Below are 22,239 nucleotides of genomic sequence, written 5' to 3' on the forward strand. Positions count from 1 at the left end.
GATTATGCAACGAGGGATTGTCTGGATCGTCGATGACGATAGCTCCATTCGCTGGGTGCTTGAGCGCGCGCTCACCGGAGCAGGCTTAAGCTGCACCACCTTTGAGAGCGGTAACGAGGTGCTGGACGCGCTGAGCACTAAAACCCCGGACGTACTGCTGTCGGATATTCGCATGCCGGGCATGGACGGCCTGACGCTGTTAAAGCAGATAAAACAGCGCCATCCGATGCTTCCGGTCATCATTATGACCGCGCATTCCGATCTCGATGCCGCGGTCAGCGCCTACCAGCAGGGCGCGTTTGATTACTTGCCGAAACCGTTTGATATCGACGAGGCGGTGGCGCTGGTGGAGCGCGCTATCAGCCACTATCAGGAACAGCAGCAGCCGCGCAGCGCGCAGGTTTTCGGCCCGACGACCGACATCATCGGCGAAGCGCCGGCAATGCAGGATGTGTTTCGTATCATCGGCCGCCTCTCCCGCTCCTCCATCAGCGTGCTGATTAACGGCGAATCGGGCACGGGTAAAGAACTGGTGGCGCATGCGCTGCACCGCCACAGCCCGCGCGTCAAAGCGCCGTTTATCGCGCTGAATATGGCGGCCATTCCCAAAGACCTTATCGAATCGGAGCTGTTCGGGCACGAGAAAGGCGCGTTCACCGGCGCAAACCAGATTCGTCAGGGCCGTTTCGAACAGGCTGACGGCGGCACGCTGTTTCTTGATGAGATCGGCGACATGCCGCTGGATGTGCAGACCCGCCTGTTGCGCGTACTGGCGGACGGTCAGTTTTACCGCGTCGGCGGCTATGCGCCGGTGAAAGTGGACGTGCGTATTATCGCGGCGACGCACCAGAACCTGGAGCTGCGCGTCCAGGAAGGGAAATTCCGCGAAGATTTATTTCATCGCCTGAACGTGATCCGCGTGCATCTGCCGCCGCTGCGCGAGCGCCGCGAGGATATCCCGCGTCTGGCGCGCCATTTCCTGCAGGTGGCGGCGCGCGAGCTGGGTGTGGAAGCCAAACTACTGCACCCGGAGACGGAAGCCGCGCTGACGCGTCTCGCGTGGCCTGGCAACGTGCGCCAGCTGGAAAACACCTGTCGCTGGCTCACCGTCATGGCCGCAGGCCAGGAAGTGCTGATTCAGGATCTGCCGGCCGAACTGTTTGAAACCAGCGTGCCGGACGCGCCGTCGCAGGCGCTGCCGGAGAGCTGGGCGACGCTGCTCGCGCAGTGGGCCGACAGGGCGCTGCGTTCCGGTCATCAAAACCTGCTTTCCGAAGCGCAGCCGGAGATGGAGCGTACGCTTTTAACCACGGCGCTGCGGCATACGCAGGGACATAAACAGGAGGCCGCGCGCCTGCTGGGCTGGGGGCGGAACACCCTGACGCGCAAGTTAAAAGAGCTGGGAATGGAGTAAGCGGCAGGGCGGTGTAAAAAAGCGCTATCGCCCGCAAATTGCTCTAATTTTGTACTTTACTGTCCGCCAGGCTTGAGTATGATCGGGCGCGGTTATGGGGGAGAGTTATTATGCTGGAATCACTGATCCATATCGCCACGCAAAGCGCAGAAGCGGGCGCCGCCGCGGGCCATACGCCCCAGACGGCGATTGCCGCCCTGCTGTGCGCAGCGATAATCAACTTCTTTAGTTAAAAAAAGCGGGCGTAACGCCCGCTTTTTTTATATCACGCGTGAGAACTGTTGCAGCCGCGCTTTGCGGCGCAGATAGACGTCAAAGCACATGCAGACATTGCGAATCAGCAAACGCCCTTTCGCCGTTACGGTGATTCCGCGCGCGTTCACGTCCACCAGCCCGTCTTTCGCCAGCGGCGCCAGCAGTTGCAGATCTTCGGCAAAATAGTCGGCGAAACGGAGCGACCACGTCTTCTCGATCTCAGCGAAATCGAGCCGGAAATTACAGATCAGCGCTTTGATGACGTCGCGGCGGATGCAGTCGTCGCGCGTCAGCGCAAGCCCGCGCCACAGCGCATTGCCCTGCTCATCCACCGCCTGATAGTAACGCTTAAGCTCTTTCTGGTTCTGCGCGTAGCAGTCGCCGATCATACTAATCGCCGAGACGCCCAGGCCGAGCAGATCGGTGTCGCCCTGCGTGGTGTAGCCCTGGAAGTTACGATGCAGCACGCCGTCATGCTGGGCGATAGCCAGCTCATCATCCGGCTTCGCGAAGTGATCCATACCGATGAACTGATAACCCGCGTGGGTCAGCGACTGGATAGTCTGCTGAAGGATATCGAGCTTCTGCTGCGCCGACGGCAGATCCGCCTCTTTGATTTTGCGCTGCGCGGCAAAGAGCGTCGGCAGGTGCGCGTAGTTAAAGACGCTCAGGCGGTCCGGGTTAAGTTCCGCCACGCGCTGCAGCGTAAAGGCGAAACTTTCCGGCGTCTGCTTCGGCAGACCGTAGATTAAATCGATATTGGCCGAGGTGAAACCCACTTCCCGCGCGCGTTTGATGAGCGCAAAGATGAAGTCTTCATCCTGCTCGCGGTTCACCAGACGCTGCACCTCTTTATTGAAATCCTGCACGCCCATGCTGAGACGGCGGAATCCTTCGGCGTGCAGGTGATCCAGCACATCGAGCTCAATTTCGCGCGGGTCGACTTCAATGGAGATTTCAGCGTCGTCGTTGAACCGGAAATTCGCGCGCAGCAGGCCCATCAGGCGGCTGATTTGCGCTTTGCTGAGATAAGTCGGCGTACCGCCGCCCCAGTGCAGCTGGCTGATGTGACGCCCGGCAAACAGCGGCGCGCGATGAATAATCTCCTGCTCCAGCACGTCGAGATACTGGTCGGCTTTATGCTGCTGGCGGGTGACGATTTTATTGCAGCCGCAGAAGTAGCAGAGCTTGTGGCAGAAAGGGATGTGAACGTAGAGCGAGAGGGGCCTGTCGGGATAACGCGCGACCGCGCGCGCGAAGTCCGGCTCGCCAAACGTTTCAGAAAACTCAAGAGCCGTGGGATATGAGGTATAGCGCGGCCCGGAATAGTTATATTTCTGGATGAGGGCCAGATCCCAGTCGATTACCTGCTCAGACATGCTTACTCCTTCCGACGGTTTCGCCGACGCGTTCGGCGAACTGGCCCACCCGGATGGCGGGTGATAAGCCGGCTGCGCAGCCACTTCTGGCGCCGCGACAGCCGGTGTAGTTTAACGAATAACCACACCAGATAACATACTATCGGAAGGAGTATAAGCAGGACGGTCGGCCCCATCGGAAGGGTTAGTTTCCGCCTTTGAGCAGGCGCATCATATCTTCCTGCTGCTCTTCTTCTTCGTCTTCATCGTCGTCGTAAGAAAGGCCGAGCTGCTGCATCAGCTCATCAATGCGATCGAGACGGGAATCGACCCACGCCTGATCGTCCGCGCTCAGGGTTTCCCCTTCTTCCAGGCGCTCCAGCAGCGCGTCCAGGCGCTCGTCGTTCTCCAGCATGTCCAGCTCTTCCTGCGGTGACAACATAGGTTTCTCACTCTTAGGTTGTGGTTGGTGCTTCTGAGGTCGGGTGTCCTGAGCGTCGCTCATCCCAAGCGGAATCGGTTTTTTACTGCCGATACGCGGATCTTTCTGTGTCGACTGGCCGGAGGATTTTCCGGACGCGCTGGCACCCGTAGCGCGGCTACCCGGCGCATGGCCGCGGTGCTTTTTATCGCGCTTGCGATCGCGGGCTTCCTGATTTAATTCTTCACGCGTTTTACGGCGAGCTTTAGCTTTGGCGGGGCCTTTGCCACGCGCAGAGGATGAGGGTTGCTTCATAATTTTTCGTCTTGGGCCGTTTTAAACAGTATAGAATTGCGGCGGAATCTAGCAGAAAGCAAGTAAAGAAAAAAGGCGACAGGTAAACCTGTCGCCTTTTTTCCTGACTTTTTAACCGGTCATCGGTATCCACCGTCCTGGTGCGCTTACAACCAACCCTGTTTTTCCTTCAGCCGACAACGCTCCGTGTCGTGTTCCTTTGTCCTTGTTAACGTCTCCGACGTTTACCGTCCTGGTATGCTGTGTGCTTCGTCACCCTGACGCTCCAGACCCCTCATCCTGAGTTATTATCCGTTGCGACACTCCGTTGCCCGTGACCATTACTTTACCAGTCTGAGCGAGAGGCTCAAGCTGCAAACGGCTCTAAAAGTCCATTTTCGGACATTTCTGCAAGGTTAACTCACTGTTTTTACTTAAGTAAAATTTAAATGACTGCCTTTTGCACTGGCGAAGTCTCAACCTCACGCGGGCGGATCTCTTACATCTCGCCAGGGCATTTTGTAAGCCTCGGGAGAGAACAACAGCCTTTTATCCCTGTTCAGGTATAATCGCGGCTATTGCTTAAGCTTATCCTGACGGAGACGACCGTTTTGACTCAGTTGAACTATCAACAGACGCACTTTGTGACCAGTGCGCCGGATATTCGCCACCTGCCTTCCGACACCGGCATCGAGGTGGCTTTCGCAGGCCGCTCCAACGCCGGAAAATCCAGCGCGCTCAATACGCTGACTAACCAGAAAAGCCTGGCGCGCACCAGTAAAACGCCGGGACGCACGCAGCTGATAAACCTGTTTGAAGTCGCCGACGGCAAGCGTCTGGTGGATCTGCCCGGCTACGGCTACGCCGAAGTCCCGGAAGAGATGAAGCGCAAATGGCAGCGCGCGCTGGGCGAGTACCTGGAAAAACGCCTGTGCCTGAAAGGTCTGGTGGTGCTGATGGATATTCGCCATCCGCTGAAAGATCTCGACCAGCAGATGATTGAGTGGGCCGTGGACAGCGGTATTCCCGTTCTGGTGCTACTGACCAAAGCCGACAAACTGGCGAGCGGCGCGCGTAAAGCGCAGCTGAATATGGTGCGTGAAGCGGTAATTGCCTTTAACGGCGACGTACAGGTTGAAGCGTTTTCTTCACTGAAGAAAACCGGCGTGGATAAGCTGCGTATCAAGCTGGACAGCTGGTTTAACGATCTGCCGCCTGTAGCCGAAGACGCCGCCCCGCAAGCATAATTCTTCCCGGCGCGGGCCTGGCTCGCGCGTCCGCTTTCTCCGACGCAATAAAAAACGCCCCAGTCATTTCTGACTGGGGCGGCTAAAATATTCAGCCAAATCCGATTACGTGAAGTAAAAGGTCTGAAAGATAGAACATCTTACCTCTGTACCCTACGTGGATAACTCTACCCTTTTTTCGGGACGGGAAAAAGCACTTTTTGTAATTTCTTTTCATCCTTTACATAGCAATTTCTAATGATTATCACAAAAATCTATTAGTTATGTTGCTAAGTTACAAAAGCGACGGCGTGCCTTCGGGCATCAGTGTGCTTCATCCCAGTTCACGCCGCTACCGACTTCCACCAGCAACGGCACGTCAAGCTGCATGCTATTTTCCATGAGCTCATGGATTTTCTGCGATACCGCTTCCACGTCATCTTTATGCACCTCAAACACCAGTTCATCGTGCACCTGCATGATCATTTTCACGCGCGGCTGCTCTTTCTGTAGCCAGCCATCGACCGCGATCATAGCGCGTTTGATGATGTCTGCGGCCGTCCCCTGCATCGGGGCGTTAATCGCTGCGCGTTCAGCGCCTGCGCGCCGCGCCGCGTTGCTGGCGTTGATATCCGGCAGATAGAGACGACGCCCGTCCAGCGTTTCGACATAGCCCTGTTCTTTCGCCTGCTTACGGGTGCGCTCCATATATTCCAGCACGCCAGGGTAACGCTCGAAGTAAAGATCCATGTACTTCTGCGACTCTTTACGCGGGATATTGAGCTGGCGCGACAGGCCGAACGCGCTCATGCCGTAGATAAGACCGAAGTTGATCGCCTTGGCGCTGCGGCGCTGCTCGTTAGAGACGCTCTCCAGCGGCAGGCCAAACACTTCCGCCGCTGTCGCGCGGTGGATGTCTTTACCTTCCGCAAACGCGCTGAGCAGCCCTTTATCGCGCGAGAGATGCGCCATGATGCGCAGCTCAATCTGCGAGTAGTCCGCTGAGACAATGACGTAATCCTCCGGCGCGATAAACGCCTGGCGAATACGGCGGCCTTCGTCGTTACGCACCGGAATGTTTTGCAGGTTCGGATCGGTGGACGACAGACGCCCGGTGGCAGTAACCGCCTGATGGTAGGAGGTATGCACGCGGCCGGTTTTCGGGTTAATCATCTGCGGCAGTTTATCGGTATAAGTCGATTTCAGCTTCGCAAGGCCGCGGTATTGCAGAATGACTTTCGGCAGCGGGTAGTCGAGCGCCAGCTCTTCCAGCACCTCTTCTGAGGTAGACGGCGCGCCGCCCGGCGTTTTCTTCAGCGGCTTGATGCCCTGCTTTTCAAACAGGATGGTTTGCAGCTGTTTGGTGGAGGAGAGGTTGAACGGCTCGCCCGCGATCTCATGCGCTTTTTGCTCAAGCTCGGTGAGCTTAAGGGCAATCTCCTGCGAGTGCGCATGCAGCACCGCCGGATCGATTTTCACGCCGTTGCGCTCGATACGCGACAGCACCGGCACCAGCGGCATCTCAATATGTTCAAAGATATTCAGCGGGCCTTTGTGCTGCTGGAGTTTCGGCCACATTTTCAGGTGCAGCTGGAGCGTCACGTCGGCGTCTTCCGCCGCGTAGCGCCCGGCCTGTTCAAGATCGATCTGGTTAAACGTGAGCTGGTTTTTGCCTTTGCCGGCGATCTGCTCAAACGTGATGGTGGTGTGTTTAAGCCAGCGGCTGGAGAGGCTGTCCATATCGTGGCGGCCAGAGACGCTGTCCAGAATATAGGATTCCAGCATGGTGTCGAAAGCGATACCGCGCAGTTCGATGCCGTAATTCTGCAAAATGCCGCGGTCGAATTTGAGGTTCTGGCCCACTTTCACCAGCGATTCGTCTTCCAGCAGCGGTTTCAGTAGCTCCAGCACGCGATCGCGGGGAAGCTGATCCGGCGCGTCGAGGTAATCATGCGCGACCGGAATATACGCCGCAAGACCAGGCTCGGTGGCGAACGAGATGCCGACGAGGTTGGCCGTCAGGTTATCGAGGCTGTCGGTTTCGGTATCCACAGCCACCACCGGCGCGTTTTTAATGCGCTCGATCCACGCCTGAAGCGTCTCTTCGTCAAGGATAGTCACATAGCGCTCCGCAGAAAGCGCGACGGCCTCTTCTTCCGGCTCGGCTTCGACGACAATCGTTTCTGTCGGCTTCGCGGCGGGTTTGCCGCGGGACTGAAGCCATTTGCCGGCCTCGAGATCGGATGTCCAGCGCTTGAATTCGTACTGCCGGAAGAGCGCCAGCAGTTCATCAGCCTGCGGCTGCTGCACTTCCAGACGGTCGTGGCTTAGCTCCAGCTCCACGTCGGTTTTAATGGTCGCCAGCTGATAGGAGAGATACGCCACCTCTTTGTTCTGCTCAAGCTTCGCCGCCATGGTTTTAGCACCGCGGAAGGAGAGCTCAGCGATTTTCTCCGGGTTGGCGTAAAGCGCGTCCAGACCGCCAAGCCCCTGTAACAGCGCCTGAGCAGTTTTCTCGCCGACGCCCGGCACGCCCGGAATGTTATCGGACGAGTCGCCCATCAGCGCCAGGAAATCGATGATAAGTTCCGGCGGCACGCCATACTTCGCGCACACTTCTTCGGGCCCCAGCACAGTGTTAGTCATAGTGTTGATAAGCGTGACGTCTGGCGTGACGAGCTGCGCCATGTCTTTATCGCCGGTGCTGATAAGCACCGCGCGGCCCGCCGCGGCGGCTTCTTTGGCGAGCGTGCCGATAACGTCGTCCGCTTCCACGCCGGAGACCGCCAGGAGCGGTAGCCCCATCGCTTTAACCATCGCATGCAGTGGCTCTATTTGCGCACGCAGATCGTCAGGCATCGGCGGGCGGTGCGATTTGTAGTGCTCGAACAGTTCATCACGGAAGGTTTTGCCTTTTGCGTCGAACACCACGGCCGCGTGAGTCGGCTGGTACTGCAGTATCAGGCTGCGCAGCATATTCAGCACGCCATACATCGCGCCTGTCGGCTCGCCGGCGCTGTTGGTGAGCGGCGGAAACGCGTGATACGCCCGATACAGGTAAGAGGAGCCATCGACGAGAATAAGGGGATTTTCTGGAATCTGAACCATAATGTCCGTGCCTGATAATGAAGTTATGGATAAAGGATGCCATAGCCTGGCGCAAAACATGAAACCCAAAGGGCCGATCGCAGGGAAAGTTTTGTCGATCCGCGCGATCGCTCGCAATGCTGGCTGTGGATAACTTTGTGCACAAAAACCTAAGCTATTAATAACGCGAGATAAAAAAGTAGCGAAGCGCTATAAATCATCTAAAAAATCAGTGGTTTATAAAAACCCTGACGTCGCTAATTATTTTTCGGCGGAAAAGTTTTATTGTGGATATAAAAAATGGCTTTTGCCGTCTGGCTTACGCCACGCTTAAAACCAGGCGGTTATTCATCGCACGTTACGTTTCGGCTCATTACGTCGGAATGTTTTCTGTTAGAATCTGCGCCCTCTGCCGTCGCTGGCATTTTATCTAACCGCCTGAAAATTATTATGTCGAGATTACTCGCTACGCTGACGCTTATGCTCAGCATCGTACTCACTATTCTGGTGACTATTTTATGCTCCGTGCCGATTATCCTTGCCGGAATAATTAAACTGGTGTTGCCTGTACCGGCGGTATGGCGCACGGTTTCCCGCTTCTGCAATTTTATGATGTATTGTTGGTGTGAGGGGCTGGCATTGCTGCTGCATCTGAATCCGCATCTTAAATGGGAAGTACAGGGACTCCAGGGACTAAATAAAAAGAGCTGGTATTTACTTATCTGCAATCACCATAGCTGGGCAGATATTGTGGTGCTGTGCGTGCTGTTTCGTAAGCATATTCCGATGAATAAATATTTTCTGAAACAGCAACTTGCATGGGTGCCTTTTATTGGGCTCGCCTGCTGGGCGCTGGATATGCCGTTTATGCGCCGCTATTCCCGCAGCTATTTGCTGCGTCATCCGGAACGACGCGGCAAAGATGTGGAAACGACGCGTCGTTCCTGTGAAAAGTTTCGTCATCATCCGACGACCATCGTGAATTTCGTCGAAGGCTCTCGGTTCACCGTAGAAAAACAGCGCCAGTTGCGTTCACCGTTCCGGCATTTACTTCCGCCAAAAGCGGCAGGTATTGCAATGGCATTGAATGTACTGGGAAAGCAGTTTGATAAGATGCTGAATGTGACGCTCTGCTACCCGGAAAATAGCCGAGCGCCGTTTTACGATATGCTCACCGGTAAGTTAACGCGTATTGTGGTGCAGATCGATTTATTACCGGTCGAGGCGTCGCTGCACGGTGATTACCTTAACGATAAAAACTTTAAACGTGGTTTCCAGCAGTGGCTGAACGGGCTGTGGAGCGAGAAAGACGCCAGGCTTGAGGCCATTTATCAGCAATATAAAAAAGCCGGTCAGTGACCGGCTTTTTCGTTTAACGCATTCGATTATTTTTTACCGAGCAAGTAGTTAACGGTATCCGCATATTGCTGGACGAAGACGTCCATATTGCTGGTATCCATGCCCTGCGGGTTCAGCTGGTATTTGCCGTTAACGTACATGGCAGGTACGCCCTGCAGGCCAACATCGGCCGCCGCTTTTTCCTGCTGCGCGACGAGCGATTTCACCACGAAGCTGTTCCAGGCGGCGTCATACTCTTCCGGCTTCACGCCCGCGTCGATAAAGACTTTGCGGATGTCAGCAGGGGTCTGCACGGTCTGGGTTTTCTGCACCGCTTCAAACATCGGGGCCGTAATTTTATCTTCGATGCCCATCGCCATCGCAACCGCCCACGCCTGCGTCAGGTCTTTACCCAACGGGCCCAGGAATTCAACGTGGTATTTGGTCATTTTGGTGCCAGCCGGCAGCTTTTTCTTCACGCTGTCAGAAACGTGCAGCACTTCTTCAAACTGGTAGCAGTGCGGGCAGTAGAAGGAGAAGAACTCCATTACCTGCGGCGCGCCGGCAACCGGCTTCTCCAGCGTGTTGTACTGTTTCCCGTCAGAATAATCGGCGGCGGAAACGCTGAATGCCATCACCATACCGGCCAGCGCCAGCCAAATCTTTTTCATCATTTACTCTCTCCTGAATATTACAGATCAATACATTGGCGTTAGTTGTAAAGGAGGCTCATTGAGCGCCCGAATTTGCTCGTTAAAAGTCGCCGTCTGACGGCGCCAGAAATCTTCCTCAACAAGCCAGGGGAAGTTGCGTGGAAATGCCGGATCTTCCCAGCGGCGAATAAGCCAGGCCAGATAATAGACCTGCCGCATCGCGCGCAGCGGCTCTATCAGCTCAAGCTCTTTGATATTGAATGTAGTGAACTCTTCATAGGCTTCCAGAATGGTTTCCATCTGCATACGCTGTTCTGCGACATCGCCATTCAGCAGCATCCAGAGATCCTGGATGGCCGGGCCGTTGCGAGCGTCATCGAGATCGACAAACAGCGGGCCGTCGCGCCAGAGAATATTGCCTGGATGACAGTCGCCGTGCAGACGCAGGGCATCGTAACCCGGCTGCCAGCGGGCGATGACGGCACTCGTCAGCGCATCGGTGGCCTGCAAAAACGTGGCTTTGAGCGAGGCAGGGATCAGCGTGCTGGTCTCGTAGATCGCGCGCGGCTCGAGCAGATATTCATTGATGCCGATAGTGGGGCGATGGGAGAAAAGACGTTGTTTACCGGTCTGATGAATACGGCCAAGATAACGGCCAACCCATTCCATCTGGTCAAGGTTATCCGTTTCATACTGACGGCCACCGAGACCCGGGAAGACGGCGAACATAAAGCCATCGTGCGTTAACAGCGTGTCGCCATGCAAACGTAACGGTGCGGCAACCGGCACTTCGTCAGTTTCAAGCTCCAGTGCGAAGTGATGTTCTTCGCGGATCTGTTCGGCGCTCCAGCGGTGAGGGCGGTAAAACTTCACAACAAAACGCTTACGATCTTCATCCTGAAAAAGATAAACGCGGTTTTCAAAGCTATTAAGCGCGGTTAAGCCAGAATCCACACGAATGCCATGTTCAAACAGGGCATCCATAATGGTGTCTGGCTGTAGCGTCTGGAAATTAAAAGCGTTATCTGTCATCCCGATATCCGGAAAACACAAGCAATGCTTCAGGATATCATCTCACAGCCGCAGCGAGAGCCTCTCTTACAAGCTTTTACTCTTTTATCACGCCACGGGCACGCAGCAGCGCCGTTTTGAAGTCTTCTTCATAATCTTTCTGAATGCCCGGGATCACCGCGTCTTTATCGGCATCACGCATTTTTAACTGATAAATGAGGATATCATCGGTAAGATCGGCCAGTTCACCGGTAAAACCGGATTCAGCAGCCAGCTTTTGCAGGAACTCCAGCAGGTTGAGATCGGGCTCTTTTTCCCAGGCTGGTTGCAGCAGTTCGATAACTTCATTAAGACGTTTGCATTTCATCATGGTCTCCTTTTATCTGGCTGACACGTTAGCAGGGACAAAACCGTATGAAAAGAGGTGATATTCTTGGATAAGCTTAGCGCGATTACCGGCGTGGTGCTGGCGGGAGGCAGGGCGACGCGAATGGGCGGGCTGAATAAAGGGTTGATGGTGCTCAATGGCAAAGCGCTGTGGAAACATGTGGCGGAGCGCCTGACGGCGCAGGTCGCGCACGTTGCCGTGAGCGCCAACCGGGATCTGGAGGCTTATCGCGCCAGCGGTTATCCGGTCATCACGGATACTCTCCCGGATTTTCCGGGGCCGCTCGCGGGGATGCTTTCTGTCATGCAGCAGCTTCACAGCGAGTGGTATCTCTTTTGCCCGTGCGACACGCCGCATATCCCTGCCGATCTCGCGCAACGTCTGTGGGACGAGAAAGACGCGCGCTCAGCCGTATGGGTTAACGATGGTGAGCGCGATCACCCTGCGATTGCACTGATGCATCATTCTCTTAAAGCACCTCTGGCTGATTACCTCGCACGCGGAGAGCGCCGCGTGATGGTTTTCCTGCGTGAGGTTAATGGCTGTAGCGTAGCGTTTGCGAATAAAGATGACTTTGCCAATGTGAATACGCTGGCCGAGCTTGAACGTTGGCAGGAGGAATAATGGTTCCTTTACTGGGTATTGCCGCGTGGAGTGGTACGGGAAAAACGACACTGCTTAAAGCGCTGATTCCGCTGTTGCGTGAGCGGGGCATCCGCCCAGGCCTCATTAAGCATACTCACCACGATATGGACGTGGATACGCCGGGCAAAGACAGCTATGAGCTTCGTAAGGCGGGCGCGGCGCAGACGCTGGTTGCCAGCGCGAAACGCTGGGCGCTAATGACAGAAACGCCGGAAGAGCTTGAGCCGGACCTGCATTATCTGGCGAGCAGGATGGACAGCTCGCAGCTGGATCTTATTCTGGTTGAAGGGTTTAAACACGAGCCGATCCCGAAAATCATGCTGTTCCGGGAAGCAGCCGGGCGGGACGTCGCAGAGTTAACGCCGGACAACCACGTGATTGCCGTGGCCAGCGATATCCGGTTACCGGGCGTGGCATTACCGGTACTGGATATCAACGAGCCCGCGCTGGTGGCAGCGTTTATCGCTGAGTGGCTGGCGGCGCAGCGCTTTTAAGGGGGTCAGTGCGGGCATGCATGGGGTGAGGGGTATAAAAAGACGCGAACATGCTGCCCGCTGGCGCTTTTTTTTGTGTCACGCGCAAAAGCAAAAACCCCTCAGCGGTGCTGAGGGGTTCTTTTATTTGATGCCTGGCAGTTCCCTACTCTCGCATGGGGAGACCCCACACTACCATCGGCGTTACGGCGTTTCACTTCTGAGTTCGGCATGGGGTCAGGTGGGACCACCGCGCTACAGCCGCCAGGCAAATTCTGTCTCGTTCACCGCCTTCGCCATGAACGTTTATCCGTCACAAGCTGAATATCATCTCTCAACACGCCAGACTTCTTTGGCGTTGTAAGGTTAAGCCTCACGGTTCATTAGTACCGGTTAGCTCAACGCATCGCTGCGCTTACACACCCGGCCTATCAACGTCGTCGTCTTCAACGTTCCTTCAGGAGACTTACAGTCTCAGGGAGAACTCATCTCGGGGCAAGTTTCGTGCTTAGATGCTTTCAGCACTTATCTCTTCCGCATTTAGCTACCGGGCAGTGCCATTGGCATGACAACCCGAACACCAGTGATGCGTCCACTCCGGTCCTCTCGTACTGGGAGCAGCCCCCCTCAATTCTCCAGCGCCCACGGCAGATAGGGACCGAACTGTCTCACGACGTTCTAAACCCAGCTCGCGTACCACTTTAAATGGCGAACAGCCATACCCTTGGGACCTACTTCAGCCCCAGGATGTGATGAGCCGACATCGAGGTGCCAAACACCGCCGTCGATATGAACTCTTGGGCGGTATCAGCCTGTTATCCCCGGAGTACCTTTTATCCGTTGAGCGATGGCCCTTCCATACAGAACCACCGGATCACTATGACCTGCTTTCGCACCTGCTCGAGCCGTCACTCTCGCAGTCAAGCCAGCTTATGCCATTGCACTAACCTCCTGATGTCCGACCAGGATTAGCTGACCTTCGTGCTCCTCCGTTACACTTTGGGAGGAGACCGCCCCAGTCAAACTACCCACCAGACACTGTCCCCACGCCGGATCACGGCGCCAGGTTAGAACATCAAACATTAAAGGGTGGTATTTCAAGGTTGGCTCCACGCAGACTGGCGTCCACGCTTCAAAGCCTCCCACCTATCCTACACATCAAGGCTCAATGTTCAGTGTCAAGCTGTAGTAAAGGTTCACGGGGTCTTTCCGTCTTGCCGCGGGTACACTGCATCTTCACAGCGAGTTCAATTTCACTGAGTCTCGGGTGGAGACAGCCTGGCCATCATTACGCCATTCGTGCAGGTCGGAACTTACCCGACAAGGAATTTCGCTACCTTAGGACCGTTATAGTTACGGCCGCCGTTTACCGGGGCTTCGATCAGGAGCTTCTCTTGCGATAACCCCATCAATTAACCTTCCGGCACCGGGCAGGCGTCACACCGTATACGTCCACTTTCGTGTTTGCACAGTGCTGTGTTTTTAATAAACAGTTGCAGCCAGCTGGTATCTTCGACTGACTTCAGCTCCACCCGCAGGGGCTTCACCTACATGTCAGCGTGCCTTCTCCCGAAGTTACGGCACCATTTTGCCTAGTTCCTTCACCCGAGTTCTCTCAAGCGCCTTGGTATTCTCTACCTGACCACCTGTGTCGGTTTGGGGTACGATTTGATGTTACCTGATGCTTAGAGGCTTTTCCTGGAAGCAGGGCATTTGTCACTTCAGCACCGTGGTGCCTCGTCATCACGCCTCAGCCTTAACTTTCCGGATTTGCCTGGAAAGTCAGCCTACACGCTTAAACCGGGACGACCGTCGCCCGGCTGACATAGCCTTCTCCGTCCCCCCTTCGCAGTAACACCAAGTACAGGAATATTAACCTGTTTCCCATCGACTACGCCTTTCGGCCTCGCCTTAGGGGTCGACTCACCCTGCCCCGATTAACGTTGGACAGGAACCCTTGGTCTTCCGGCGAGCGGGCTTTTCACCCGCTTTATCGTTACTTATGTCAGCATTCGCACTTCTGATACCTCCAGCATGCCTCACAGCACACCTTCGCAGGCTTACAGAACGCTCCCCTACCCAACAACACATAGTGTCGCTGCCGCAGCTTCGGTGCATGGTTTAGCCCCGTTACATCTTCCGCGCAGGCCGACTCGACCAGTGAGCTATTACGCTTTCTTTAAATGATGGCTGCTTCTAAGCCAACATCCTGGCTGTCTGGGCCTTCCCACATCGTTTCCCACTTAACCATGACTTTGGGACCTTAGCTGGCGGTCTGGGTTGTTTCCCTCTTCACGACGGACGTTAGCACCCGCCGTGTGTCTCCCGTGATAACATTCTCCGGTATTCGCAGTTTGCATCGGGTTGGTAAGCCGGGATGGCCCCCTAGCCGAAACAGTGCTCTACCCCCGGAGATGAGTTCACGAGGCGCTACCTAAATAGCTTTCGGGGAGAACCAGCTATCTCCCGGTTTGATTGGCCTTTCACCCCCAGCCACAGGTCATCCGCTAATTTTTCAACATTAGTCGGTTCGGTCCTCCAGTTAGTGTTACCCAACCTTCAACCTGCCCATGGCTAGATCACCGGGTTTCGGGTCTATACCCTGCAACTTAACGCCCAATTAAGACTCGGTTTCCCTTCGGCTCCCCTATACGGTTAACCTTGCTACAGAATATAAGTCGCTGACCCATTATACAAAAGGTACGCAGTCACCCTCTTACGAAGGCTCCCACTGCTTGTACGTACACGGTTTCAGGTTCTGTTTCACTCCCCTCGCCGGGGTTCTTTTCGCCTTTCCCTCACGGTACTGGTTCACTATCGGTCAGTCAGGAGTATTTAGCCTTGGAGGATGGTCCCCCCATCTTCAGACAGGATATCACGTGTCCCGCCCTACTCATCGAGCTCACAGCCTGTGTGCCTTCGTGTACGGGGCTGTCACCCTGTATCGCCGGCCTTTCCAGACCGTTCCACTGACACACAAGCTGATTCAGGCTCTGGGCTGTTCCCCGTTCGCTCGCCGCTACTGGGGGAATCTCGGTTGATTTCTTTTCCTCGGGGTACTTAGATGTTTCAGTTCCCCCGGTTCGCTTCGTTAGCCTATGTATTCAGCTAACGATGATGCACCGAAGTGCACCGGGTTTCCCCATTCGGACATCGCCGGTTATAACGGTTCATATCACCTTACCGGCGCTTTTCGCAGATTAGCACGTCCTTCATCGCCTCTGACTGCCAGGGCATCCACCGTGTACGCTTGTTCGCTTAACCTCACAACCCGAAGAAGTCTTCGTGCTGCGAGTTTGAGAGACTCTGACACACCGCGCATTCCTGATTACGGAAGAATGCAACAGCATGTCTGTTTCAATTTTCAGCTTGTTCCGGATTGTTAAAGAGCAAATATCTCAAACGTGACTTTACAGTCAGTTTTGAGATATCAATCGGTAACGCCTTTCACTCATTACCAGCAGGTGGCGTCCCTTAGGGGATTCGAACCCCTGTTACCGCCGTGAAAGGGCGGTGTCCTGGGCCTCTAGACGAAAGGGACTTCGCTTTCGCAGACAACCCTGCTTCTTTACTTTCTATCAGACAATCTGTGTGAGCACTACGAGGTTGTATCTTTCAGGTAAGGAGGTGATCCAACCGCAGGTTCCCCTACGGTTACCTTGTTACGACTTCACCCCAGTCATGAATCACAAAGTGGTAAGCGCCCTCCCGAAGGTTAAGCTACCTACTTCTTTTGCAACCCACTCCCATGGTGTGACGGGCGGTGTGTACAAGGCCCGGGAACGTATTCACCGTGGCATTCTGATCCACGATTACTAGCGATTCCGACTTCATGGAGTCGAGTTGCAGACTCCAATCCGGACTACGACGCACTTTATGAGGTCCGCTTGCTCTCGCGAGGTCGCTTCTCTTTGTATGCGCCATTGTAGCACGTGTGTAGCCCTGGTCGTAAGGGCCATGATGACTTGACGTCATCCCCACCTTCCTCCGGTTTATCACCGGCAGTCTCCTTTGAGTTCCCGGCCGAACCGCTGGCAACAAAGGATAAGGGTTGCGCTCGTTGCGGGACTTAACCCAACATTTCACAACACGAGCTGACGACAGCCATGCAGCACCTGTCTCAGAGTTCCCGAAGGCACTCCCGCATCTCTGCAGGATTCTCTGGATGTCAAGACCAGGTAAGGTTCTTCGCGTTGCATCGAATTAAACCACATGCTCCACCGCTTGTGCGGGCCCCCGTCAATTCATTTGAGTTTTAACCTTGCGGCCGTACTCCCCAGGCGGTCGACTTAACGCGTTAGCTCCGGAAGCCACGCCTCAAGGGCACAACCTCCAAGTCGACATCGTTTACGGCGTGGACTACCAGGGTATCTAATCCTGTTTGCTCCCCACGCTTTCGCACCTGAGCGTCAGTCTTCGTCCAGGGGGCCGCCTTCGCCACCGGTATTCCTCCAGATCTCTACGCATTTCACCGCTACACCTGGAATTCTACCCCCCTCTACGAGACTCAAGCTGACCAGTTTCAAATGCAGTTCCCAGGTTGAGCCCGGGGATTTCACATCTGACTTAATCAACCGCCTGCGTGCGCTTTACGCCCAGTAATTCCGATTAACGCTTGCACCCTCCGTATTACCGCGGCTGCTGGCACGGAGTTAGCCGGTGCTTCTTCTGCGGGTAACGTCAATCGCTGTGGTTATTAACCACAACGCCTTCCTCCCCGCTGAAAGTACTTTACAACCCGAAGGCCTTCTTCATACACGCGGCATGGCTGCATCAGGCTTGCGCCCATTGTGCAATATTCCCCACTGCTGCCTCCCGTAGGAGTCTGGACCGTGTCTCAGTTCCAGTGTGGCTGGTCATCCTCTCAGACCAGCTAGGGATCGTCGCCTAGGTGAGCCGTTACCCCACCTACTAGCTAATCCCATCTGGGCACATCTGATGGCATGAGGCCCGAAGGTCCCCCACTTTGGTCCGAAGACGTTATGCGGTATTAGCTACCGTTTCCAGTAGTTATCCCCCTCCATCAGGCAGTTTCCCAGACATTACTCACCCGTCCGCCACTCGTCAGCAGAGCAGCAAGCTGCTCCCTGTTACCGTTCGACTTGCATGTGTTAGGCCTGCCGCCAGCGTTCAATCTGAGCCATGATCAAACTCTTCAATTAAAAGTCTGATGCTCAAAGAATTAAACTGTTAGTTCGTAATGAATTAACTGTTGTTCACTTGAGACTTGATATTCGTTTATCGTCCGTAGACGTTAAGATATCAGTGCCCCGAGTGCCCACACAGATTGTCTGATAAATTGTTAAAGAGCAGTGCGACGCGGCCTTCAGCCTGCTGTCGCGAGGTGGCGTATATTACGCTTTCCTCTTTCAGAGTCAAGCGTTTATTTTCGCTTTCGTCTGCCTGACGGGCCGGCTCGTTTGCCGTTGTGCCGTGTCAGTGGAGGCGCATTATAGGGAGTAATCAGAATCTGACAAGAGGAAATTTAAAAAAACTTTCTAAGCGCGCTTTTTTTCACCATTTATCACGCAAAACCGCCATATAGCCTGTTATTTGCCGTTTTTTACATCAGATCATGCCCTGCAGTGGCATACTACTGCGCGAAGTACAGCTTAAGGAATTGCCATTATGTCGTTACTGGCTCATCAACAGGCCGCTCAAAAGAACCTTTCTTATGTCCTGGCCGAGAAGCTGGCGCAACGCATCCTTAAAGGAGAGTTCAAGCCAGGCGAGATTTTACCTGGCGAGATGGAGCTGGGCGAACAGTTCGGCGTGAGCCGCACGGCGGTAAGAGAAGCCGTTAAGACGCTGACGGCCAAAGGGCTGGTCTTACCGCGCCCGCGTATTGGTACGCGCGTGCTGCCTCAAAGCCAGTGGAACTTCCTCGATAAAGAACTACTGACCTGGTGGATGGGCATCGAAACCTTCACCACAGTGGTTAATCACTTTCTGGTGATGCGTCACAGCCTTGAACCTCAGGCCTGCGCGCTGGCCGCGCTAAACGGTACTGAAGAACAAAAGCAGCGCTTCAGGAAAACCCTGGATGAGATGGCCGCGCTCCAGGTCTCTTTTAACCGCGAACGCTGGATAGAAACCGATATGGCCTATCATGAGCAGATCTATGCCATGAGCGGCAATCCCTTTATGACCGCTTTCGCGAGCCTGTTCCGCTCCATCTATTACAATTATTTCACGTCGATAACACACAACCAGGTTATCAAGCCTGACATTCATCAGGCGATTGCGGACGCCATTCTCTCGTCCCAAAGCGAAGAGGCGTATCGCGCCTGTCAGGCGCTTTTGCAGGCGACCGCATCGCAGAAAATATAACAACAGGATCCGCATGACTAAAAAAGCGCGCAGTATGGCGGGCCTGCCGTGGATAGCGGCAATGGCCTTTTTTATGCAGGCACTGGATGCCACCATTCTCAACACCGCCCTGCCGGCTATCGCTCAAAGCCTTAACCGCTCGCCGCTAGCAATGCAGTCCGCGATTATCAGCTACACCCTGACGGTGGCGATGTTAATCCCCGTCAGCGGCTGGCTGGCCGACCGCTTCGGTACCCGCCGCGTCTTTATGACCGCCGTCTCCCTGTTCACGCTGGGTTCGCTCGCCTGCGCCATGTCCGGCTCGCTGAGTGAGCTGGTTATCTTCCGTATTGTACAGGGTATCGGCGGGGCCATGATGATGCCGGTCGCGCGTCTTGCGCTTCTGCGCGCCTACCCGCGCAGCGAACTTCTGCCGGTGCTAAATTTCGTGACGATGCCAGGCCTGGTCGGCCCCATTCTCGGGCCGCTGCTCGGCGGCGTGCTGGTTACCTGGGCGAGCTGGCACTGGATTTTCCTGATTAATATTCCGATTGGCGTCGCGGGCCTGTTTTACGCGCGCAAATATATGCCGAACTTCACCACGCCGCGCCGCCGCTTTGATATGCCGGGCTTCTTTCTGTTTGGCCTGAGCCTGGTGCTGTTCTCAAGCGGCATGGAGCTGTTTGGCGAGCGTATCGTCTCGACGTGGATGGCGATTGCCGTTATTGCCGGTGGGTTATTGCTGATGATGGCTTATATCTGGCACGCCCGCCGACACAGCGCGCCGCTGATTTCGCTGTCTCTGTTCAGAACACGCACCTTTTCCGTTGGCATCGCCGGGAATATCGCTTCCCGTCTCGGTACCGGCTGCGTACCGTTCCTCATGCCGCTGATGCTTCAGGTAGGCTTTGGTTATCCGGCCTTTATCGCGGGTTGCATGATGGCGCCCACGGCGGTCGGGTCGATTATCGCGAAATCTGGCGTGACGCAGGTACTGCGCTGGTTTGGCTACCGAAAAACGCTGGTCGGCATCACGCTGTTTATCGGGCTGATGATTGCGCAGTTCTCATTGCAATCGCCGGATAACCAGGTCTGGCTGCTGATCCTGCCGCTGTTTGTGCTGGGGCTTGCGATGTCCACGCAGTTCACCGCGATGAATACCATTACGCTTGCGGATCTCACGGATGAAAGCGCCAGCGGCGGCAATAGTATGCTGGCCGTGACGCAGCAGTTATCGATAAGTCTTGGGGTGGCGGTCAGCGCCGCGGTGCTGCGCTTCTATGAAGGGTTCGATAATGCCAACACCGTTGAGCAATTCCACTACACCTTTATTACGATGGGCGTGATTACGGTGGTGTCATCGCTGGTCTTTATGCTGTTACGTCCGAAAGATGGCCGTAACCTCATAAAAGATCGCCATAAAGCCTAAGCGGAGCCGCGCACCGTCAGCACCGGCGTTAACTGCAAACGCTGCTGCTGAAGCTCCGGCTGCGCCATCCGATGAATCAGCACATCGATGGCCAGCTCGCCCAGCTCATCTTTGGGCTGATGAATAGTGGTCAGCGGCGGCGTCATATAGCTTGCCAGCTCAATATCGTCATAACCCACCAGCGCGATATCCTGAGGAATGCGAAGGCCAGCCTGATAAAGCGCCTGGTAAGCGCCGACCGCCATCGCGTCATTTCCCATAAATACCGCCTGCGGCGGCTCGGGCAGCGCCAGCAGCGACTGCATCGCCCGCAGGCCGCCCGCGAATTCAAAATCGCCGATCACTTCATAACCTTCTGCCACCGGCAGGCCCGCCCGCTGCATAGCGGTGCGATACCCTTCAAGGCGCAGACGCGCCGGCGTTTTATCCAGCGGGCCAGTTACACAGGCAATACGCGTATAGCCTTTATCGATTAAATATCGCGTGGCGATATCGCCGCCCAAAAGCGAATTGTCCTGAATTACGTCGCTGCCGCCATCGAAAGGCGACCAGTCCATCATCACGGTAGGGATGGCCGGGTAGCGCTTCATAATGGCGGGCGAAGGCTGATGCGTTTCGGTGCAGAGCAGCAGCAGCCCGTCGACGCGTTTTTGCAGCAGCGTCTCCAGATTGCGGTTCATACGCTGTTCGTCGCCGTCGGTATTACACAGCACCAGGCTATAGCCACGCTCAAAACAGCTACGCTCCACGCCACGCACCAGCTCCGAGAAAAAGGGGTTTGAGCTTGCGGTGATCAGCATCCCGATGGTACGGGTCTGGTTGAGCTTCAGGCTGCGCGCCAGCGCTGACGGCGCGTAATTCAACGTTCTGATGGCATCCTCCACCCGCAGGCGGATCGCCTCGCTGACGAAGCGGTCTTTATTAATGACGTGCGAGACGGTGGAAGTGGAGACACCCGCAAGGCGGGCGACATCTTTCATTGTCGCCACGATGGCTTACCCCTGTGCCTGTAAGAAGGCGTCAATCTCATCGCGCCACGGTACAGAGGGCTGCGCGCCAGGGCGCGTCACGGCGATTGCCGCGGCCGCATGGGCAAAGCGAATAGCCTTAAGCATCGGCGTGCCTTCCAGCAGCGCCGTCATCAGCGCGCCGTTAAAGGTATCGCCAGCGGCGATGGTATCGACGGCTTTGACGCTAAAGCCGGGCACGCGCTGCCCTTCGCCGTTAACGCTCAGCAACACGCCGCGGCTGCCGAGCGTAATGATGACCGTTTCAATGCCTTTTTGATGCAGCACCGCCGCGGCCTGCGCGGCACTCTCATCATCAGAGACTTTCACGCCGGTCAGCTTTTCGGCTTCAGTTTCATTCGGGGTAATGATATCCACCAGCGCCAACAGCTCGTCAGAAAGCGCGCGGGCGGGCGCCGGGTTAAGAATCACGGTGGTCTGATTTTCATGCGCGATGCGCGCGGCGGCGATAACGCTTTCCACCGGCGATTCCAGCTGCATCAGCAGCGCGCGGGCGTTGGCGATTTTTTCCCGCTGTTCATTAACGCGCTCGGGCGTTAACGCCGCATTCGCGCCAGCGTGAATGCCGATCACGTTTTCACCTTCGCCATTGACGAAAATGAGCGCCACGCCGGTCGATTCGCCCGCAACGGCGCTGACAGGCGAGACATCAATATTGTCGCGTGAAAGCTGCTGGCGGATACGCTCGCCGATATCATCCTCACCCACACAAGCGATAAACGCGATATCCGCGCCGCTGCGCCCGGCCGCGACGGCCTGGTTGGCGCCTTTACCGCCGAACGCCACCTGATACTGGCTGCCGGTGACGGTCTCACCCGGCGCAGGGAAGGCTTCAAGGTTAAGGATATGATCGGCATTGATACTGCCGAGAACGACGAGTTGGCCAGCGCTTTTCATGATGTGTATCCCT

Annotated in this window: 17 protein-coding genes, 1 tRNA gene and 3 rRNA genes; 8 read left to right on the forward strand and 13 right to left on the reverse strand. The window is 55.5% G+C overall.

The genetic code is table 11. The features are described from left to right. Positions 1–4 precede the first annotated feature (4 nt). Together glnG and AFK66_RS22540 are read left to right on the forward strand one after the other, a co-directional pair. Complete coding sequence (glnG, locus tag AFK66_RS19090; RefSeq protein ID WP_032983554.1) at positions 5–1,414, forward strand: nitrogen regulation protein NR(I); 1,410 nt, start codon at positions 5–7, stop codon at positions 1,412–1,414. Between the two features lie 110 nt (positions 1,415–1,524). After that, positions 1,525–1,647, forward strand: a complete 123-nt coding sequence (locus AFK66_RS22540) for a YshB family small membrane protein (RefSeq protein WP_007703532.1) — start codon at positions 1,525–1,527, stop codon at positions 1,645–1,647. Positions 1,648–1,674: 27 nt separating this feature from the next. On the opposite strand, the gene hemN is transcribed toward AFK66_RS22540, so the two are convergent. Continuing rightward, a complete protein-coding gene (gene hemN, locus AFK66_RS19095) occupies positions 1,675–3,048 on the reverse strand; it encodes an oxygen-independent coproporphyrinogen III oxidase (protein ID WP_023899707.1) in 1,374 nt (457 codons plus the stop codon). Positions 3,049–3,232: 184 nt separating this feature from the next. Beyond that, positions 3,233–3,763 carry a Der GTPase-activating protein YihI gene (yihI, locus tag AFK66_RS19100; protein WP_007779595.1) on the reverse strand — a complete coding sequence of 177 codons (531 nt, stop codon included), beginning with the start codon at positions 3,761–3,763 and terminating at the stop codon, positions 3,233–3,235. Positions 3,764–4,353: 590 nt separating this feature from the next. Between yihI and yihA the strand changes: the two genes are divergently transcribed. Continuing rightward, on the forward strand, positions 4,354–4,989 hold the full coding sequence (yihA, locus tag AFK66_RS19105; RefSeq protein WP_032971933.1) for a ribosome biogenesis GTP-binding protein YihA/YsxC: 636 nt from the start codon (positions 4,354–4,356) through the stop codon (positions 4,987–4,989). 91 nt (positions 4,990–5,080) lie between these two features. Here yihA and spfP read toward each other — a convergent pair whose 3' ends face one another. Together spfP and polA are read right to left on the reverse strand one after the other, a co-directional pair. Beyond that, positions 5,081–5,128: a small protein SpfP gene (gene spfP, locus AFK66_RS23285; RefSeq protein ID WP_071892919.1), complete on the reverse strand. Its 48-nt coding sequence runs from the start codon at positions 5,126–5,128 to the stop codon at positions 5,081–5,083. Between the two features lie 164 nt (positions 5,129–5,292). After that, positions 5,293–8,076, reverse strand: coding sequence for a DNA polymerase I (gene polA, locus AFK66_RS19110; protein ID WP_023899709.1), 2,784 nt, complete (start codon positions 8,074–8,076; stop codon positions 5,293–5,295). Between the two features lie 429 nt (positions 8,077–8,505). Here polA and AFK66_RS19115 point away from each other — a divergent pair, with 429 nt between their 5' ends. Further along, positions 8,506–9,414, forward strand: coding sequence for an acyltransferase (locus AFK66_RS19115; protein ID WP_032980476.1), 909 nt, complete (start codon positions 8,506–8,508; stop codon positions 9,412–9,414). Between the two features lie 26 nt (positions 9,415–9,440). Here AFK66_RS19115 and dsbA read toward each other — a convergent pair whose 3' ends face one another. The 3 genes from dsbA to AFK66_RS19130 all read right to left on the reverse strand — a co-directional run bounded on the left by dsbA (position 9,441) and on the right by AFK66_RS19130 (position 11,424). Further along, positions 9,441–10,064, reverse strand: coding sequence for a thiol:disulfide interchange protein DsbA (gene dsbA / locus AFK66_RS19120; RefSeq protein ID WP_004387681.1), 624 nt, complete (start codon positions 10,062–10,064; stop codon positions 9,441–9,443). A 27-nt stretch (positions 10,065–10,091) separates the two neighbouring features. Beyond that, positions 10,092–11,078 carry a serine/threonine protein kinase gene (locus tag AFK66_RS19125; protein ID WP_007779606.1) on the reverse strand — a complete coding sequence of 329 codons (987 nt, stop codon included), beginning with the start codon at positions 11,076–11,078 and terminating at the stop codon, positions 10,092–10,094. A gap of 76 nt (positions 11,079–11,154) precedes the next feature. Next, positions 11,155–11,424 carry a YihD family protein gene (locus tag AFK66_RS19130; RefSeq protein ID WP_004387679.1) on the reverse strand — a complete coding sequence of 90 codons (270 nt, stop codon included), beginning with the start codon at positions 11,422–11,424 and terminating at the stop codon, positions 11,155–11,157. Positions 11,425–11,490: 66 nt separating this feature from the next. Between AFK66_RS19130 and mobA the strand changes: the two genes are divergently transcribed. Then, a complete protein-coding gene (gene mobA, locus AFK66_RS19135) occupies positions 11,491–12,069 on the forward strand; it encodes a molybdenum cofactor guanylyltransferase MobA (RefSeq protein ID WP_007779609.1) in 579 nt (192 codons plus the stop codon). Beyond that, entirely contained in the window at positions 12,069–12,584 is a 516-nt protein-coding gene (gene mobB / locus AFK66_RS19140) for a molybdopterin-guanine dinucleotide biosynthesis protein MobB (protein WP_023899713.1), read from the forward strand. Before mobA ends, mobB begins: the two co-directional genes overlap by 1 nt. 132 nt (positions 12,585–12,716) lie before the next feature. Here mobB and rrf read toward each other — a convergent pair. The 4 genes from rrf to AFK66_RS19160 all read right to left on the reverse strand — a co-directional run bounded on the left by rrf (position 12,717) and on the right by AFK66_RS19160 (position 17,725). Continuing rightward, positions 12,717–12,832 (reverse strand): 5S ribosomal RNA (gene rrf / locus AFK66_RS19145). Between the two features lie 93 nt (positions 12,833–12,925). Further along, positions 12,926–15,827, reverse strand: a 23S ribosomal RNA gene (locus AFK66_RS19150). A 201-nt stretch (positions 15,828–16,028) separates the two neighbouring features. Continuing rightward, positions 16,029–16,104: transfer RNA gene (locus AFK66_RS19155), tRNA-Glu, on the reverse strand. Between the two features lie 79 nt (positions 16,105–16,183). Beyond that, positions 16,184–17,725 (reverse strand): 16S ribosomal RNA (locus AFK66_RS19160). The 16S, 23S and 5S rRNA genes sit together here with 1 tRNA gene alongside, the layout of an rRNA operon. A gap of 466 nt (positions 17,726–18,191) precedes the next feature. Here AFK66_RS19160 and AFK66_RS19165 point away from each other — a divergent pair. After that, on the forward strand, positions 18,192–18,893 hold the full coding sequence (locus tag AFK66_RS19165) for a FadR/GntR family transcriptional regulator (protein ID WP_007779621.1): 702 nt from the start codon (positions 18,192–18,194) through the stop codon (positions 18,891–18,893). A 13-nt stretch (positions 18,894–18,906) separates the two neighbouring features. Further along, on the forward strand, positions 18,907–20,301 hold the full coding sequence (gene mdtD / locus AFK66_RS19170) for a multidrug transporter subunit MdtD (RefSeq protein ID WP_004386192.1): 1,395 nt from the start codon (positions 18,907–18,909) through the stop codon (positions 20,299–20,301). Here the strand turns inward: mdtD and rbsR are convergent. Continuing rightward, positions 20,298–21,281 carry a ribose operon transcriptional repressor RbsR gene (rbsR, locus tag AFK66_RS19175; protein WP_032983150.1) on the reverse strand — a complete coding sequence of 328 codons (984 nt, stop codon included), beginning with the start codon at positions 21,279–21,281 and terminating at the stop codon, positions 20,298–20,300. The two genes, mdtD and rbsR, sit on opposite strands and share 4 nt — an antisense overlap. Before the next feature lie 15 nt (positions 21,282–21,296). Further along, positions 21,297–22,226: a ribokinase gene (gene rbsK, locus AFK66_RS19180; RefSeq protein ID WP_007779628.1), complete on the reverse strand. Its 930-nt coding sequence runs from the start codon at positions 22,224–22,226 to the stop codon at positions 21,297–21,299. Positions 22,227–22,239 lie beyond the last annotated feature (13 nt).

Origin of the sequence: Cronobacter malonaticus LMG 23826 (assembly GCF_001277215.2) — a bacterium.
GTDB lineage: Bacteria > Pseudomonadota > Gammaproteobacteria > Enterobacterales > Enterobacteriaceae > Cronobacter > Cronobacter malonaticus.